Origin of the sequence: Faecalicatena sp. Marseille-Q4148, from assembly GCA_018228665.1 — a bacterium.
Lineage (GTDB): Bacteria > Bacillota > Clostridia > Lachnospirales > Lachnospiraceae > UBA9414.
Genome location: CP073692.1, coordinates 466,713 through 483,794, shown reverse-complemented (window position 1 = coordinate 483,794; position 17,082 = coordinate 466,713). Strand labels below are relative to the sequence as shown.

The window sequence follows — 17,082 nt, the reverse complement described above, 5'->3', positions numbered from 1 at the left end:
AAAAAAGAGGACAGACGATCCTGCCCTCTATCCTGCCAGTTTCCATATAGCAATCCCAATAGAGAATACGGCAATTGCCTTTTTTAAAAATTGCTGCGGAATTCGTTTTGCCTGCAGGCTTCCACAGTAAACTCCGGCTGCATGAGCAATTCCCGCAATCACAAGAGGGAATACAAGTTTTGCCATGTCAGACTGCATAAAATATCCCATTCCTGCCGGAATTGCAATGAATATCGAGTCAAACAGTGACACTCCGACTGCCGTCCGAACTGCCATTCCTCCGGCTACGAGAAGCGGCATCACAAGGATCGGTCCGCCCGCTCCGGACATGGAACAGATTGCTCCTGTTACAAATCCAAGAATTCCTACGACCGCCGTTCCGATTTCTTTTTCACTGTCAGCAGCTCTTTCTTTCTCTCTTCGCACAAAAATGGAAATACCTGATAATAATACAACTAAGTATAAGATCATCTTCACAGTCTGTTCCGGAATCATGGAATTCAAATAAACACCAAGCACCGCTCCTAAAAAGCTCCCTGCGCTAAGCGGTATGGCAAATGACAGATCAAGCGCCCCGGCTTTTTTATAATTCCACGCTCCAATGATTCCTGAGATCAGAAATGCAAAGAAACTAAGCGCCAGTGATTCTGATACTGCCAGGTTCATATAGCCGGCATACAAAATCGGAAGAAGAAATCCTGCGATCCCTGTCATTCCAATCAGACCTCCGACAACAAAGTTTGCGGCTCCGATAATAAGATACTGCATCTACCATTCCTCCTTTTCCAGATACTCTTTTGCCTCATATAAAATGCGCTCCTCGTCCAGCGTTAAGACTTCCCGATTCTTCATGACGAGTTTTCCATTTACAATCATATGTGTTACATCATTTGCATTCACACTTTCAACCAGTGTATTAAGCAGATTTCCACTCGGGAAAATGTGCGGCTGGTCGAGATTGATTCCGATAAGATCTGCCCGGTACCCTTCTTTCAGACATCCACAGCTGTTTTCCTCTCCCAATGCTGCCGCACCGCCTTCCAATACCATTTGCAAAATCTTTTTAGCCGGCATAATAGCCGGTTCTGCCATCGGTACTCCGTGGAGCAGATTCATAACTGAACGAAAAATTTTCATTTCATTCCAGAGACTCATGCCACCATGAGCCGTTCCGTCTGTTCCAAGACCTATAGAGATGCCGCGGGCAAATAAGCCCGGAGTATTCGGCGCTGCTTTGCCGCAATTGCTAAAGGGACAATGACATACTTTTACCTCGTATTCCTTAAGTAAATCCATTTCTTTTTCTGATACAAGGAGGCTGTGTGCTCCCAGAAAATGATCGCTTAAGACGCCAAGCTTTGCAAGATACTCATACGGCCGCAGATGTTCCCGGGTTACAATTGCATTAACTTCTCCGGCATATTCATTCATATGCGCCTGTATCCAGGCATTTCGCTCAGAAGCATGTTCCTTTACAAGACAAACCAATTCTGATGAACATGACATCAGCGATCGAAGGGAATAATACACTTTCAAAGTTTTCTCCTGATTCTCTTTCATCTGCTCCTGAACAAATTCATACAATCGATCTGTCCGTTCCACTGCAGACTGTGCTGTATCCGCGATTGTCTCCGGGAGTCCGGGCTGATCCATTGTGGAACAGGACAATACGCCGCGTAGTCCGGAATCAGCATACACTGCCGCTGCTTCTTCCATAAAATAACTTCCTGCCTCCACAAACCCCGAAGTTCCGGATTTCATCATCTCAAGTGAAGCCAGTTCTGCGCTCAAACGCATCTTCTCCTTTGTCAGCCTGCTCTCAAAAGGCAGCATAATCCGTGTCCAGATCATTGGCAGCTCATCCAGCACCCTTCCTCTTAACAACTGCTGTCCGGTGTGCATATGACTGTCAATCAGCCCCGGAAGAAAAAGCAGATGTCTTCCATCAATCACTTCTTCTGTCTTCTCCCTCACTCTGAAGCAATCTGTACTGGATTTTGTATCAAGAATTTTCTGAATCCGTCCATCCGCGATTAAAATGTCTTTATGGCGTATGATCTCATACTGTTCATTTAAAATGGTTGTATCCAATATACGCATATTTATGTTCCTCTCCTTCGCCAAACTAAATCGCATGTGTTGCAGACAGAACGAACTGCGCAATCAGCGCCGAGCCCAAAAAGGTTCCTGTCATAACAAACACACCGATGATAATCATCTTCCACCCCTGTCTGGCAAATGTCTTAATCTGATCTCCAATTGAAATTCCTGCAAACGCCCCAACCATCGTAAGCGGCGCTGTAAAATTAATCTTTCCGGCTGCCGCAATCACAAACTCTCTGATTGGCGACAGCGGACATGCCAACAAAAGACCAATCAAAGAACAATATGCAACTACCGGAAGTTTCAGCGGAATTACCTTCGTACATACAACCGCCAACATCGAAATGGTCAAAAGTACCGCAATCCCCGGAAGAGATTCGAAAAATCCCACTTCAAATCCTACCAGGTTGGCAAGACCAATGCCAAGTCCGGCAATAACAAATAATACAAACCATTCTACATATCTCATACTACTTTTCCTCCCGTTTTTCATGGCGAAGCTTCGCAATCTTTGGTTCTAAATGTTTATACAGCCAGTTACAAAGCGGAATTGCAATAAACATTGCCACATAAATCCCATCAATGCCGGACAACGTCTCGCTGGTACTTGCAAGCGCAGAAATCTGTTCCGCCATCTCCGGATAAATCTCTGTCAGGCTGGCTGTCGCGCTTGCCATCATAATTCCTGCACCAACACCGGACGCCATTCCCAACGCATACGGATGAAAAATGTTAAATGCCGCTACAACTGCTGCCATAAATCCAAAATAAATCGTACCAACCATTCCTCCTACTACATAAATAGAAAGACTTCCCCGGGCTTCCGGAGAATCCGGACCGTACATATCTGTAATCAGAGCCAGATTCGTTTCACGATTAATCGAATGTGTTGCTCCAATCGCTTCCCGTTTCAGACCGAGCAAAAGCGCCAACGGCATCGCCAGAAAAAGCGTACCCAGATTGCCGATTTCCTGTAGAAACAATGCCGGCCCTGCTGAAATCACTGTCTCAATACTTGCTCCCGCATTGATCCCAAGCTTAGCGATGAACGGACAAATTGCCACAATTACTAATTTTGAAGCTGCCTTTACCTCTTTTCGGTTTACAAGTTTCAGTACTTGCGGTCCGCTTAATACGCCAAGAATAATTGCGTAAAAAATCGGAAACAGGATAAACGTTCCCGGTCCAAAAGGAATCTTAATCTGTCCTATCGTATCTGCAATCAAAATAAACAAAAATGCCAACAGAACAATCTTATATTCTGCTTTCAAACGTTCTCTCACTGAATTATAACTATTCTCACCCATCTTTTTTCTCCTTGTTGTTATCGTTCTTCCTGCATTGTACAGAACAATCTCTGTTTTACAAAAGGACAAATGAGCACTTTTATCACTTATTTTAATAAATATATAGATTTTTCCAAAAAAATTCTGTATAATATTTGTGAATCTTATTATTATTCATTAGTTTTTCTTATATATAGGAGAATTATATGACCATCGAAGAAGTATTAGAAAAAGTACCGGCGCTGCAGGAGTATATTTGCACTATGCCCGAAGATATTCGAAAGCGCTGTGTTGTCAAAGTCCACCCTCCCGGTTTCATTATTCATCAGAAAGATGCGGCGCTCGACTATTTTGGCATTGTCGCATCAGGAGAGCATCGGGTGATCAATGAGTTTGAAAATGGAAACGTATTTATGATTGAGAGAAATGAACCCATCGATTTTATTGGAGAAGTAACAATTCTCGCCAATCAGCCCAGAACCTCCGTTACAATTGAAACAACAACCGAAAATATTATTCTCTATATGAGCCGGCAAGACTTTGAAAACTGGATCAAAACAGATATTCATTTTCTGCGGCTTGTTGCTTCCAAAATTGCATTCAAGCTCTATCGTTCTTCCTATAACCGTGGCGCCAAACTTTTCTATCCTCCTCAATATCTTTTGCTGGATTTTCTTATCCAATATGCATATCAGCATCAGATTGAACGAAAAGGACAGATTACCGTTCCTTTTACACGGCAGGAATTATTCGAAGAAATCGGTGTTTCCGTAAAGACACTCAACCGGACCATCGCAAAATTAAAAGCCGAACAGCTCATAAGCATTACAAAAGGAAAAATTACAATGACCGTCAAACAGATCGAAGCAGCTCAGACGTATCTCAAAGAGATTAAAATGTTTGGCAAATAAAAGAAATCTATTTCTTCTCTAACTTATGATTTGATTGCTGCGGCAGCCGAACAGCTGCCGCGATTATTTACTTAATTACTCTAATTCTTTCTCAAGAATATATCTTTGGACTTCCAGCCCAAGCGATCGATAGAACTGCACCGCATTCTCATTGAATGCCCAAACCATCAGATCCAGTCGTTTTGCACCAAGACGTTTTGCCTCTTCTTCACTCGCTTTCACAAGTGCTTTTGCAATCCCTCTTCCGCGAAACTTTTCATCGACAATCAGGTCATCCATATAGGCGATTTTCTGATCTACCATCATACTTTTGTCACGCATCTGTGTAATTGCAAGGCCGGCAATTTCATTATCCCATTGTGCAATATAAGAGATGATTTCCTCGCTTGCCACTATCTGAAAATATTCATCAAGCGAATATGGATGTTCTTTATTGGCAAACAAATCCGGTCTCGCCTCGACGTGCAGTTTGTGCAGCTTCTGCATCAACCGATCCACTTCATGATAATCGATCATTTTCATCTTTCGAATCGTCAGCATTTTTTCACTCCTCTACAGAAACACATGTTTCAAGTCGTTAAAGAGTACAAAGACCATTAGAAGCATCAATGCCACAAATCCTGCGAAATGTACCATTCCTTCTTTCTCCGGCGGAATCCGTTTTCCCCGGATTGCCTCAAGAATCAAAAATACAAGCCTTCCGCCATCCATCGCAGGAATCGGAAGGAGATTCATTACCCCCAGGTTAGCGCTCAGCAAAATTGCAATATTCATAAAAGTAATCACAACTGCCGATATCCCGTATTCTTTCGTTTCCTGATAAGAGTCATCTACAAAGTCTACAACACCGACCGGACCGGACAGCTGATCCAGACCGATTGCTCCGGTTACAAGCATTTTCAAACTGTCAATAACCGAGTCGATCCAATACTTGACTTCATAGACACCATATTGAAGAGAAGTAAGCACATTTGCTTTTTCATACTGATTCGAACGCATGATCCCCATGAGGTATCCTCCGGACTCTTCATCATATGTTCGCTCAACCATAACCGTATGCTTCTTACCATCTCTCTCAAATTCTACTTCAACAGTCTTATCTTTATTCATCTGGTTAAAGAGTGTGATTTCCCGTGAGAGATGAATTCGCTTATCATTCAGTCTTACAATCTTATCTCCTGCCTGAATTCCCTGTTCCTGTGCGGAAAGACCGTCAATGACATCTGCTACCACCGGAACATCACAGCCATTCCAGGCAACAAGAATCACGGAGAGTACAAATGCCATAAGGAAATTAAACAGCGGTCCGGCAGCAATTACTGAAATTCTTGCCCAGACAGATTTACTATTGAAGCTTCCTTCCTCGTTTGTATCTTCCTCGTCTTCTCCCATCGCGCAAAATCCACCGATCGGAAGAAGTTTCAAGGAATACACGGTACCGTTTTTCTCGGTACTGACAAGTGTCGGTCCCATTCCGATCGCAAATTCAGAAACATTAATACCGTTTTTCTTGGCAAGCAGAAAATGTCCCAGCTCGTGAAACATCACGATAATGCCAAACAGCAATAATGCCAGTATAATTCCCAACTAGTTCCACCTGCTTTCTATTTGTTCATAAGTCTCTGCTTCCGCCGAAAGGATTTCTTCCACCGTCGGCGCTTCTTTTCGTTTATGTGCATCCATGCAGTAATGAATGATTTCCGGAATCTCCAGATATTTTATCTTTCGATTAAGAAACAGACTGACCGCACGCTCGTTGGCAGCATTGAATACTGTCGGCATCGTTCCTCCCGCCCTTCCTGCTTCATAGGCAAGGCGCAGTCCATAGAATGTTTCCAGATCCGGCTGTTCAAATGTAAGCTCTGTCAGCTTCCAGAAATCAAGCCGATCTCCGGACAAATTTCTGCGCTTTGGATAATACAGTGCATACTGGATCGGAAGCTTCATATCCGGTGTACCTAACTGTGCAATGACTGCTCCATCTTCATATTCTACCATAGAATGGATCACGCTCTGCGGCTGCACCACAACCTGGATTTGATCAAAGTCTACATCAAAGAGCCATTTTGCTTCGATCACTTCCAGACCTTTATTAATCATTGTAGAAGAATCAATGGTAATCTTGCGTCCCATTTCCCAATTCGGATGTTTTAAGGCATCTTCCACTTGAATGTTTGCAAGTTCTTCCCGCTTTCTGCCACGAAACGGTCCACCGGAAGCAGTCAGAAGGATTTTCTTAATAGAATTCTTTTCATTTCCCTGCAATGATTGAAAAATAGCGCTGTGTTCGCTGTCTACCGGAAGAATTGATACATGATGTTCCTTTGCAAGCGGCATAATGATATGTCCTGCCGTCACAAGTGTTTCTTTATTGGCAAGTGCAATATTTTTTCCCGCGCAGATTGCAGCAATGGTAGGACGGATTCCAATCATTCCCACGATCGCTGTTACAAGTATGTCTGTCTCTTCCAGTACAGAGATTTCCAAAAGACCATCCATTCCGGATACGATCTTCACAGGAAGGTCTTTCACCCGTTCCCGAAGTTCTTTTGCTTTCTCTTCTGTCCAGACTGCTACTGTCTTTGGCGCAAATTCTCTGATCTGCTGCTCCAACAGCGCAATATTATTTCCGGCAGCAAGCGCTGCCACCCGGATATCCTGATTCTCCCGCACAACCTCCAGCGTCTGTGTTCCGATGGAACCGGTTGAACCAAGAATTGCTATTGTCTTCATCTCATATCATCCCCTATTTCATAAATAGCACTGCCATATAATAAATAATCGGCGCTGTAAAAATCACACTGTCAAACCGATCCAGAATACCGCCGTGTCCCGGAATTAATTTGCCGTAATCTTTGATATTATGATTTCTCTTAATGGCTGATGCTGCCAGATCGCCTACCATGGAGATCAAACCTCCCACTGCGCCGATCGCCGCATACATCCCAACAGGCGCTCCTACTTGTGCAAAGTGATTTACTGCCAATGCATAGAGCGCTCCGATCAGCGCTGCCCCTGCTACACCTCCGACTGCGCCCTCAATGGATTTCTTCGGACTTAATTTCGGCGCCATTTTATGTTTTCCAATCAGCACACCGACACAATAAGCACAGGTGTCACATCCCCAGGAACAGATAAATACAAGCCATACGAGGAATGCACCCTGAGGCAGTTCCCGTGCCTGATATACATAGGACAGCATCATCGCCACATAGAATAATCCAAAAAATGTCATCATCACCTGGTCTGCATGGTATTTGGGATAAGAAAATACATATACAGCCATAAGAAGAATCAGAAATCCAATGCTCATGCAAATAATCCATTCTTCATATCCAAACCAGAGCAGTCCGTAATAAATGATTGCTCCTACATATCCTACGCATCCGAGCAGTTTATTATGCACATCCAAGATTTTATAAAGCTCAGACATGCCGATCAAGCTGATAATCAAAAGTGTCGCAAATAAAATACCGCCCCCACTGATCACGGTCACAAGCGCAACGATCATCAGAAGAATCCCGCTCAGTAGTCTTGTCTTAAACATGTTATTCCTCCTTCACGCCTCCAAAGCGTCTATCTCTGCTATTATATTGTTCGATAGCCTTTGTCAGTTCTTCTTTCGTAAAATCCGGCCATGGAACATCTGTAAAATAAAACTCCGTATAAGCCAGCTGCCATAATAAATAATTCGACAGTCGAAGCTCTCCGCTTGTGCGGATAAGCAAATCCGGATCCGGAATATCGTGTGTATCAAGATAACTTTCGAATATCTTTTCACTAATTGCTTCCGGCGCAAGTGTCCCTGCTTCCACATCTTTTGCCATAGCACGCATGGCACGGATCATTTCATCTCTGCTTCCATAATTGATCGCAATTTGAAAATTCAATCCGTCATTATGTTCAGAAGCCTTCTCCAGTTCCAGAATTCTCTTTCTGATATCTTTATCCAGACGGCTGATATCACCAATAACCCGGACTCTCATCCGATTCTTTTCAGCTGTCTTCAGACATGTTTTCATGTAGTTTCTCAGAAGCTTCATCAGCGCATCTACTTCATCCTTCGGACGATTCCAGTTCTCCGTGGAAAATGCATATACTGTCAGATATTTGATTCCCATTTTATACGCATCTTCACAGATTCGTTCTACATTCTTACTTCCCTGCACATGTCCGTAATTGCGCGGCATCCCCCGCTTCTTTGCCCAGCGTCCATTCCCATCGAGAATGATCGCAACATGCTGTGGTATCTTCATATCCTTCCTCCTCCACTTAGGAATATATATCATACTTTTTTCGTCGATCTTTCATGTAAATCAAGAAGGATAAGCAAGAAGCGTCACCGCCTCCGCTTATCCCTGCCTCATTTCACACTAGACTGTCATAACTTCTTTTGTCTTTACTTCTACAGCCTTATCGACTTCTTTGATATATTTGTCTGTCAGTTTCTGAAGTTCCTCTTCCAGATCTTTGATCTCATCTTCGGAAACTTCACTTCCTTTTAATTTCTTAAATACATCATTTCCATCGCGGCGGATGTTACGAACTGCGACTTTGGCAGCCTCTCCCTTCTTCTTAACATCCTTCGCAAGTTCTTTACGACGTTCTTCTGTCAATTCCGGGAAAATCAGACGGATACATGTTCCATCATTCGTCGGATTGATTCCAAGATCGGATACCTGAATTGCCTTTTCAATTTCACGGATCATGCTTTTCTCCCACGGCTGGATCTGAATCATACGCGGTTCCGGCACAGATACATTGGCAACCTGCTGAATTGGTGTCGGGCTTCCATAATAATCTACAACGATTCTGTCTAATACATGTGGATTTGCACGTCCTGCGCGAATTGTAGCCAGTTCTCCTTCTAAACTGTGAATTGATTTCTGCATCTTTTCATCGTATACTTTTACTCTTTCATTCATGTCTTATTCCTCCGGTTTTATTATTTTACACAGTTACTTTCGTACCTGTAAAACTTCCTTTCATAGTCTCTACGATACTGTTCTCTTCATTCAGTCCAAATACAAGCATCGGCATATGATTCTCTTTGCACAAAATGGAAGCAGTCATATCCACTGCCGCAAGTCCCTGTGCGATCACATCATCAATTGAAATTTCATCATATTTCTTTGCTTCTGGATTGAGCTTCGGATCACTGTCATAAATACCATCGATTGCCTTAGCAAGCAGCATTGCATCCGCTTCAATCTCTATCGCATGAAGTACTGCACCTGTATCTGTAGAAAAATACGGATGTCCTGTTCCTCCCGCAAAGAAAATTACCTTTCCTGCTTCCAAAGCTTCAATCGCTGCATCTTTTGAAAACAATGTCGTAAATGCACCGCAGACAAACGGTGTGAAGATCTCTGTCTGCATTCCTACATGACGGAAAATCTCAGATACATACAGACAGTTCATAACAGTTGCAAGCATTCCGATCTGGTCTGCTTTCACCCGGTCAATCGTCTCACTCGTTCTTCCTCTCCAGAAGTTGCCTCCGCCTGTAACAATTGCAACCTGAATTCCGCTGTCCACAAGCTCTTTTACCTGCTTCGCCACTCCAATACAAGTAGCTTCATCAAATCCTGTCTTTTTATCCCCTGCAAGCGCTTCTCCGCTTAGCTTTAACAATACTCTTTTCATAAGTAATAGCTCCTTATCTTAAGATTTTCATTATCCGTTTGGCAAAAGTATACCATACCTTACATTAAAATGGAACAGCAAAATTAACCTCTCTCCCCTTCGGAGTGCAATTTTTCCCGACAAAGCTGTTCCAGATGATCGTGCACTTCCGCTTCATTTTTCTCATTGGTCAGAATCACGATCATATCGCTTGCCTTTAAGAGTGTATCGCCATGCGGAAGAAGTTCCCGCTCTCCTCTTTTCACTGCCACAAGCAGACAATGCTTCGGCCACACAATCTCCCGGATTCTTCGATTCTCCAATTCGGAACCCAGCATAATCACCTGCTCCTGAAGTATCTTTCCCCGTTCATCCCCTTCCGGCTCTATACCGCGCTTTTGCAGAAGACGTTCCAGAAGGCTCTCATAGATTGGAGCAGATTTCAGAAGTGATGCTGTTACATAAGCAATGATCGATATGATGGAAAGAGACAATAACTGACTTAAACTTCCGGTCATTTCAAAAATCAATATAATTCCGGTCAGCGGCGCCCGCACAATGGCTGTAAAATATCCTGCCATCGAAAGCAGTACAAAATTATTCACATAGTCAAGCTCCATTCCAAAGAAAGAGACGCCCGCCATACCGAAGATTCCCCCGATCAGTGATCCAAGCACAAGGAGCGGGAAGAAGATTCCTCCCGGCGCTCCGGAGCCAAAGCTTAATCCTGCAAAAAGAAATTTCAACAGAAATAGAAGTATCAGAACTCCAAGCGTATATTCGTGGCTTGTCAGCCCTATGATCAGATTGTGGCCGCTTCCCAGCAGTTCCGGCATCGTAAATGCCAAAATCCAGGCTGCCGTCAACGGAATCAGTAGCTTTCCCCACGTTGGAATCTTTGTCAGCTTCTGGTACAGCTTTTGCATCATCAACGTAAACCAGTTATAGAAAGCTCCCATAGCTCCCAAAATCATACCAAGCGGAATTAATAGCCAATAGTAACTGTGCGGCAGTACATTTCCAATATCAAATTGAAACACCGGTTCAATTCCAATGATACTTCCGGCAATCAGATCCGCTGTCAGAGACGATGCCATTGCTGAAACAAGCACAGCTGTGGAAAAATTCTTATGTACTTCTTCCAGTGAAAACATAACTCCTGCCAATGGCGCATGAAACGCAGCAGAAAGTCCCGCACTGGCTCCGCATGTCATCAAAAATTTTTCTTCTGTTCTCCCGCATCTCAGCGCCCGTGCAATTCCCTTTCCGCTCATGGCGCCAAGCTGAATGGACGGACCTTCCCGACCAAGAGATAATCCGCCGAGCAGTGAGAGAAAGCCGCCCACAAACTTAGCCGGAATTACTTTCCACCATGTCTGTTCCAGCTTTCCTGCCATCTCGCCTTCCAGCTGCGGAATCCCACTCCCCGAAATCATTGGTTCATAAGTAACCAGTTTGCCAATAACCAATGCCATTGCTGTAAGGCATAGAAACCATAGTCCCATTCTCAAGCCATTGCCTTCTGCCCATGTAATTACTTCATTCAGCCAAGTAGACGCATACGTCAGCGCAATCCGGTAAGCCAGAACAATCAAGCCACCGACAGCCCCTACAAGAACACCTCTCCCGATCAGGCGCACTTGAAATGCTTCTGCATCTTTCATGACTTCCGATGTATCCTGTTTCATTTTCTCATTCCCTTTCTAATATTTCTGTTTTATCCATCCCATATGCCGCCGTCAGAAAAGCAGATACGCGATTCCAATCCCTACACTAAGAAATGGTCCAAAGACAATTCGATCTTTCAACCTCAGATGCTGCAAAAGAACGCCCGCCGCCCCATAGCATCCTGCTGCAGTTACTCCGATCAATAATCCAGTCAGACTGCCTTTCGGTCCAAGTCCAATTCCTGCAGCTGCCATCAGCTTTATATCACCTCCGCCAAAAGCTCCCGGCGCAACAAGAGTCGCAAGAAACATCGGCACACTCCCTGCTGCCGCTCCCAATAATCCCCGGCAGATACTCCATGTACATTCCGGACAGACAAATATCCTAACCAGCCCGATTCCTGCCAGCCAGATACAACATCGATCCGGAATCCGCTTATGCTGCAGATCATGCCATGACGCCCTTGCCAATATACAAAATACCATTATATCATAACTGATTCTCCACATATGCAATTCTGACTGCCGCATATCTTCTTTCGCTATTATCTTAGCAGAGTTGCTCTCTGCATACAAGGTCAAAACAGTACAACTCCGGTTCTGCGATATATCGAAACAGCAAAAAAGAGCCCTATGGCTCTCTTTTGCTCACACATTTATTTTGAAAGGATTTTCACAAAAAATCTACTCTGCCTGTTTATTGATAGTCCATGACATCAATCCATTTCATTAGAAATTCTTTCTCTAATTCATTATTTTTTGAAAGCTGCGCTGCTGCAACGATCGGAAGCCAGTGCTGCACATATTGTCTCGCAGTATCTGTCTGTTTACAGAATTCTTTCAGATACAGTTCTGCTTTCTTTTCATCGTTCAGTGCAAAGAGGAGATACGTCATTGCTGCATCGGCACTTGCATTTCCTCTTGTTGCATGGGCCCAGTCCACAATTGTCATAGTTCCGTCTTCTGCTACAATCACATTACTTGGATTAAAGTCTCCGTGGCAAAGCTTTGTATGCTTTGGCATCGCTTCCAGTCTTGTCAAAAGCTCATAACGGGCTGTCGCATCCAATTCTTTCAATCCGTTAATCTGTCTTGTCAGCTTCATTTTCATATTCGTCAGAAGCGGGGCAGATTTCTTATGCACTTCTGTCTGAAGCGCTACGAACTGCTTCATATATTCTTCTAATTTCTCCGGATGTTCCTGCATGAGCTCTTCCATTGTCTTTCCTTCTTTATACTCAAACACAAGCGCCCATTTACCGTCAATCTGTGTTACTTCACAGAGTTTTGCCACCGGAATTTCTGCCTCTTCTACTCTTGCTGTCTCAAGAGCCTCATTAAAAATATCTGACTTTGGATGTGTTGTCTCAAATAATTTTACGATTTTATCATCACAGCGATAAACTTTCTTGTAAGGACGTTCCACAATTAAAGTACAAGTTTCTAAATTCATAGTAATACCTCCTGGCGTATACGTTTCTGAATGATTCTATTATAGTTCCTTTAGTTTCCGTAGTAAACTTTCAGATACATTTCTTTGATTTCTTTCATCAGCGGATATCTTGGATTTGCTCCGGTACACTGATCGTCAAATGCCTGTTCTACCATTTCATCTAATGTATCAAGGAAATATTTCTCGTCAACACCATATTCTTTAATTGTCTTCTTGATACCAACAGCCTCTTTCAATTCCTCAATCTTCACAAGGAATTTCTCAAAAGTTTCTTTATCGTCTTTTCCAACAACTCCACAGAATCTTGCGCATTCCGCATAACGCTCCAATGCGTGCGGATACTGATACTGTGAAAATGTTCCCATCTTAGTTGGCACATCTGTCGCATTAAATTTCATCACTTCAGTAATTAAAAGTGCGTTAGCCACACCGTGCGGCAGATGATGGAATGCGCCTAATTTATGTGCCATAGAATGACATACACCGAGGAATGCATTTGCAAATGCCATACCTGCCATACAAGATGCGTCTGCCATCTTTTCCCTTGCAATCGGATCGTTCGCACCATTTTCATACGCTGACGGAAGGTATTTGAAAATATTCTTCATTGCCTTTAATGCAAGACCATCTGTATAATCTGTTGCCATAATAGATGCGTATGCTTCTAATGCATGTGTCAGTGCGTCAATACCGGATGCACTTGTCAGTCCCTTTGGCTGGCTCATCATATTATCCGCATCAATAATCGCCATCTTCGGAAGCAGTTCATAATCTGCCAGCGGATATTTTACTCCTGTTTTCTCATCTGTAATAACCGCGAATGGCGTTACCTCAGAACCAGTTCCTGATGATGTCGGAATTGCTACGAAATAAGCTTTTTCGCCCATTTTCGGGAATGTATAGATTCTCTTTCGGATATCCATGAAACGCATTGCCATATCAAGGAAATCTGCTTCCGGATGCTCATACATTACCCACATAATCTTACCTGCGTCCATAGCAGAACCGCCGCCAAGTGCGATAATCACATCCGGCTCAAAAGATCTCATTGCCTCTGCTCCGGCTTTGGCACATGCAAGTGTCGGATCCGGTGCCACATCATAGAAACATGTATGCTGGATTCCCATTTCATCCAGTTTCTCCTCGATTCCTTTCACATATCCATTATGATATAAGAAGCTGTCTGTAACGATAAATGCTTTCTTCTTACCCATTACATTTCCCAATTCATCTAATGCAACCGGCATACATCCTTTTTTAAAGTATACTTTCTCAGGAACTCTGAACCAAAGCATATTTTCTCTCCTCTCAGCAACTGTTTTAATATTGATCAAGTGTTTTACTCCTACATTTTCTGATACAGAGTTACCGCCCCAAGAACCGCATCCAAGTGTCAGTGACGGAGCCAGTTTAAAGTTGTAAAGATCACCGATACCACCCTGAGAAGATGGTGTATTTACTAAAATACGACATGTTTTCATTGCAGCCGCATGTTTTGCAAGTTTTTCTGTTTCAGCCGGATTAATATAGATAGAAGATGTATGACCATATCCTCCGTCAGCAACTAACTGCTCTGCTTTTGCAAGCGCTTCGTCAAATGTTTTTGCTTTATACATGGCAAGTACCGGTGATAATTTTTCATGAGCAAATTCTTCTGAAATGTCAACAGATTCCACTTCGCCAATCAGAATTTTTGTATCTTCCGGAACGTTAACCCCTGCAAGCGCTGCTATTGTATGTGCAGTCTGTCCAACAATCTTTGCATTTAATGCACCATTGATGATGATTGTTTTTCTTACTTTTTCAATTTCGTCTTTTTTAAGGAAATAGCATCCTCTCAGTGCAAATTCCTCTTTTACTTCTTTATATACATTTTCCAGAACAGTTACAGACTGTTCAGAAGCGCAGATCATACCATTATCAAATGTTTTTGAGTGGATAATCGAGTTCACTGCCAGTTTCACATCTGCAGTATCATCAATGATAACCGGTGTATTTCCCGCACCAACACCAAGAGCCGGTTTTCCTGAAGAATACGCCGCTTTTACCATTCCCGGACCACCTGTAGCAAGAATAATATCCGCACTCTTCATAACTTCATTTGTTAATTCCAGTGACGGCACATCGATCCAACCGATAATTCCCTCCGGCGCTCCTGCTTTTACTGCTGCATCCAGTACAACTTTTGCAGCTGCAATTGTAGATGCTTTTGCACGCGGATGCGGGCTGATAATAATCGCATTTCTTGTTTTTAATGAAAGCAATGTTTTGAAAATTGCTGTTGATGTTGGGTTTGTTGTCGGGATTACCGCCGCAACAAGACCGATCGGCTCTGCAATCTTTTTGATTCCATATACGCTATCTTCTTCAATCACGCCGCATGTTTTTGTATCCCGGTATGCGTGGTAAATGTATTCAGAAGCATAATGGTTTTTGATTACCTTATCTTCTACAATTCCCATTCCCGTTTCTTCTACAGCCATTTTTGCCAACGGAATTCTCATTTTATTTGCTGCCATAGCAGCCTCAAAAAAGATTTTATCTACCTGTTCCTGTGTATAGCCAGCAAATACTTTCTGTGCCTCTCTCATGGCATTCATTTTTGCTACAAGACTTTCAACATTATCAATAATTTCTGGTACGATTTCTGCTTTCTTAGCCATCTTAACATCCTCCGTAATTGATTGTTTCTTCCTTACAGTTGCCATTATATTACTTTGTTATTTTTTTGTCAATACTATATTGATATTTTTTTAACGTAAATGTTAATTTTATATCAAGTTAATTTTATTGACAAACTTAAAGCTATAGAATATAATATATTGAATAAAAAATTTGCACTGCATTTTATCTACAGTACAAACTGAACAGGCAGTAATCAGATTGATTATGTGCCGGGTCACTTACATTTCGTATTTTCGTGACAGCAGACAGCATAGCATCTGCGGGACAGTAGTTACATGACAACTACCCGACCGCGGATGTTTTTTATTATATAGGAGATTCCTTCGGGATCCTGCATAATAAAAAACACACTTCATATTTCAGGAGGTTTCTTATGACAACACAGACAACTGTACAAAACCCAAATACTTCTGGCAGCAAATTAAGTTCAGAAGAAACAAAAGCAATCGTAAACCGTGTCTCCTTTGTGGGGATTGCGGGCAATATTATTCTCTCCGCGTTTAAACTGTTTGCCGGAATCATCGGTCATTCCGGCGCTATGGTTTCCGATGCGGTCCATTCCCTTTCAGATGTATTTGCTACCTTTATTGCTCTGATTGGCGTTCGCCTGTCCCAACACGGCGCTGATAAAGAACATCCTTATGGTCATGAACGGCTTGAATGTGTCGCTTCCCTGATCCTCGGAGGTATCCTTCTCATTACCGGAGCCGGAATCGGTATCTCCGGCATGGAGAAAATCTTCTCCGGAAATATCTCCGGTCTGGAAGTTCCGGGAGCAATCGCTCTGGCTGCTGCCATTGTTTCTATCGTAGTAAAAGAGGCTATGTTCTGGTATACACGCTGGTATGCTTTGAAGATTAATTCTTCTGCCTTCATGGCAGATGCATGGCACCACCGGTCAGATGCATTTTCATCTATCGGCTCTCTGATCGGTATCGTCGGCGCCAGACTCGGATTCCCCATTCTGGATCCAATCGCCAGTGTCATTATCTGCATTTTTATTCTGAAAGTAGCCATTGACATTTTCCGGGACGCAATTCGCAAAATGACTGACAGTTCCTGCGATGACCAGTTCGAAGAACAAATGCGTCGTTTCATTCTCGCCCAAGACGGTGTACTTGGTATTGATGTTCTGCGCACCCGCATGTTCGGCACAAAAGTTTATGCGGATGTAGAAATTGCCGCAGATGGAAACCGTACACTGAATGAAGTCCATGAAGTGGCAGAACATGTTCACGATGGTCTGGAAGAACATTTTCCTGATCTAAAGCATGTCATGGTACATGTAAATCCTTATCAAAAAGAAACATAACTTCTCACGAAAAAGCAAAAATACTTCAGGAGATATTACG

The 17,082-nt window shown here is 43.0% G+C and carries 17 protein-coding genes; 2 read left to right on the top strand and 15 right to left on the bottom strand.

Annotated elements, in window-relative coordinates; translation table 11 throughout:
- Nucleotides 1–27: 27 nt before the first annotated feature.
- From KFE17_02335 to KFE17_02320, 4 genes are read right to left on the bottom strand one after another with little or no spacing between them, the layout of a single operon-like run.
- Complete coding sequence (locus KFE17_02335) at nt 28–768, bottom strand: sulfite exporter TauE/SafE family protein (GenBank protein ID QUO32613.1); 741 nt, start codon at nt 766–768, stop codon at nt 28–30.
- Nucleotides 769–2,100: an amidohydrolase family protein gene (locus KFE17_02330; protein QUO32612.1), complete on the bottom strand. Its 1,332-nt coding sequence runs from the start codon at nt 2,098–2,100 to the stop codon at nt 769–771.
- Nucleotides 2,101–2,125: 25 nt separating this feature from the next.
- The gene (locus tag KFE17_02325; GenBank protein QUO32611.1) at nt 2,126–2,572 is read right to left on the bottom strand and encodes a hypothetical protein; all 447 of its coding nucleotides are present in this window, start codon (nt 2,570–2,572) and stop codon (nt 2,126–2,128) included.
- Nucleotide 2,573: 1 nt separating this feature from the next.
- Nucleotides 2,574–3,410 carry a DUF3100 domain-containing protein gene (locus KFE17_02320; GenBank protein QUO32610.1) on the bottom strand — a complete coding sequence of 279 codons (837 nt, stop codon included), beginning with the start codon at nt 3,408–3,410 and terminating at the stop codon, nt 2,574–2,576.
- Nucleotides 3,411–3,595: 185 nt separating this feature from the next.
- On the opposite strand from KFE17_02320, the gene KFE17_02315 reads away from it, so the two are divergent.
- On the top strand, nt 3,596–4,300 hold the full coding sequence (locus KFE17_02315; GenBank protein ID QUO32609.1) for a Crp/Fnr family transcriptional regulator: 705 nt from the start codon (nt 3,596–3,598) through the stop codon (nt 4,298–4,300).
- A gap of 75 nt (nt 4,301–4,375) precedes the next feature.
- Here KFE17_02315 and KFE17_02310 read toward each other — a convergent pair whose 3' ends face one another.
- The 11 genes from KFE17_02310 to adhE form a co-directional block, all read right to left on the bottom strand.
- Entirely contained in the window at nt 4,376–4,840 is a 465-nt protein-coding gene (locus KFE17_02310) for a GNAT family N-acetyltransferase (GenBank protein ID QUO32608.1), read from the bottom strand.
- Between the two features lie 12 nt (nt 4,841–4,852).
- Nucleotides 4,853–5,887 carry an RIP metalloprotease RseP gene (rseP, locus tag KFE17_02305; GenBank protein QUO32607.1) on the bottom strand — a complete coding sequence of 345 codons (1,035 nt, stop codon included), beginning with the start codon at nt 5,885–5,887 and terminating at the stop codon, nt 4,853–4,855.
- Complete coding sequence (locus KFE17_02300) at nt 5,888–7,033, bottom strand: 1-deoxy-D-xylulose-5-phosphate reductoisomerase (GenBank protein QUO32606.1); 1,146 nt, start codon at nt 7,031–7,033, stop codon at nt 5,888–5,890. It lies immediately after the preceding gene.
- A gap of 13 nt (nt 7,034–7,046) precedes the next feature.
- Nucleotides 7,047–7,847 carry a phosphatidate cytidylyltransferase gene (locus KFE17_02295; protein QUO32605.1) on the bottom strand — a complete coding sequence of 267 codons (801 nt, stop codon included), beginning with the start codon at nt 7,845–7,847 and terminating at the stop codon, nt 7,047–7,049.
- Nucleotide 7,848: 1 nt separating this feature from the next.
- A complete protein-coding gene (locus tag KFE17_02290; protein ID QUO32604.1) occupies nt 7,849–8,556 on the bottom strand; it encodes an isoprenyl transferase in 708 nt (235 codons plus the stop codon).
- Between the two features lie 117 nt (nt 8,557–8,673).
- The gene (gene frr, locus KFE17_02285) at nt 8,674–9,225 is read right to left on the bottom strand and encodes a ribosome recycling factor (protein QUO32603.1); all 552 of its coding nucleotides are present in this window, start codon (nt 9,223–9,225) and stop codon (nt 8,674–8,676) included.
- 25 nt (nt 9,226–9,250) lie between these two features.
- Nucleotides 9,251–9,946 carry a UMP kinase gene (pyrH, locus tag KFE17_02280; GenBank protein QUO32602.1) on the bottom strand — a complete coding sequence of 232 codons (696 nt, stop codon included), beginning with the start codon at nt 9,944–9,946 and terminating at the stop codon, nt 9,251–9,253.
- Between the two features lie 83 nt (nt 9,947–10,029).
- On the bottom strand, nt 10,030–11,613 hold the full coding sequence (locus KFE17_02275; GenBank protein ID QUO32601.1) for a ClC family H(+)/Cl(-) exchange transporter: 1,584 nt from the start codon (nt 11,611–11,613) through the stop codon (nt 10,030–10,032).
- 51 nt (nt 11,614–11,664) lie between these two features.
- On the bottom strand, nt 11,665–12,174 hold the full coding sequence (locus tag KFE17_02270) for a prepilin peptidase (GenBank protein QUO32600.1): 510 nt from the start codon (nt 12,172–12,174) through the stop codon (nt 11,665–11,667).
- 115 nt (nt 12,175–12,289) lie between these two features.
- Nucleotides 12,290–13,045, bottom strand: a complete 756-nt coding sequence (locus tag KFE17_02265) for an aminoglycoside phosphotransferase family protein (protein QUO32599.1) — start codon at nt 13,043–13,045, stop codon at nt 12,290–12,292.
- A gap of 50 nt (nt 13,046–13,095) precedes the next feature.
- Nucleotides 13,096–15,708, bottom strand: coding sequence for a bifunctional acetaldehyde-CoA/alcohol dehydrogenase (gene adhE / locus KFE17_02260; GenBank protein ID QUO32598.1), 2,613 nt, complete (start codon nt 15,706–15,708; stop codon nt 13,096–13,098).
- Nucleotides 15,709–16,103: 395 nt separating this feature from the next.
- On the opposite strand from adhE, the gene KFE17_02255 reads away from it, so the two are divergent.
- On the top strand, nt 16,104–17,042 hold the full coding sequence (locus KFE17_02255) for a cation transporter (protein ID QUO32597.1): 939 nt from the start codon (nt 16,104–16,106) through the stop codon (nt 17,040–17,042).
- Nucleotides 17,043–17,082: the final 40 nt, after the last annotated feature.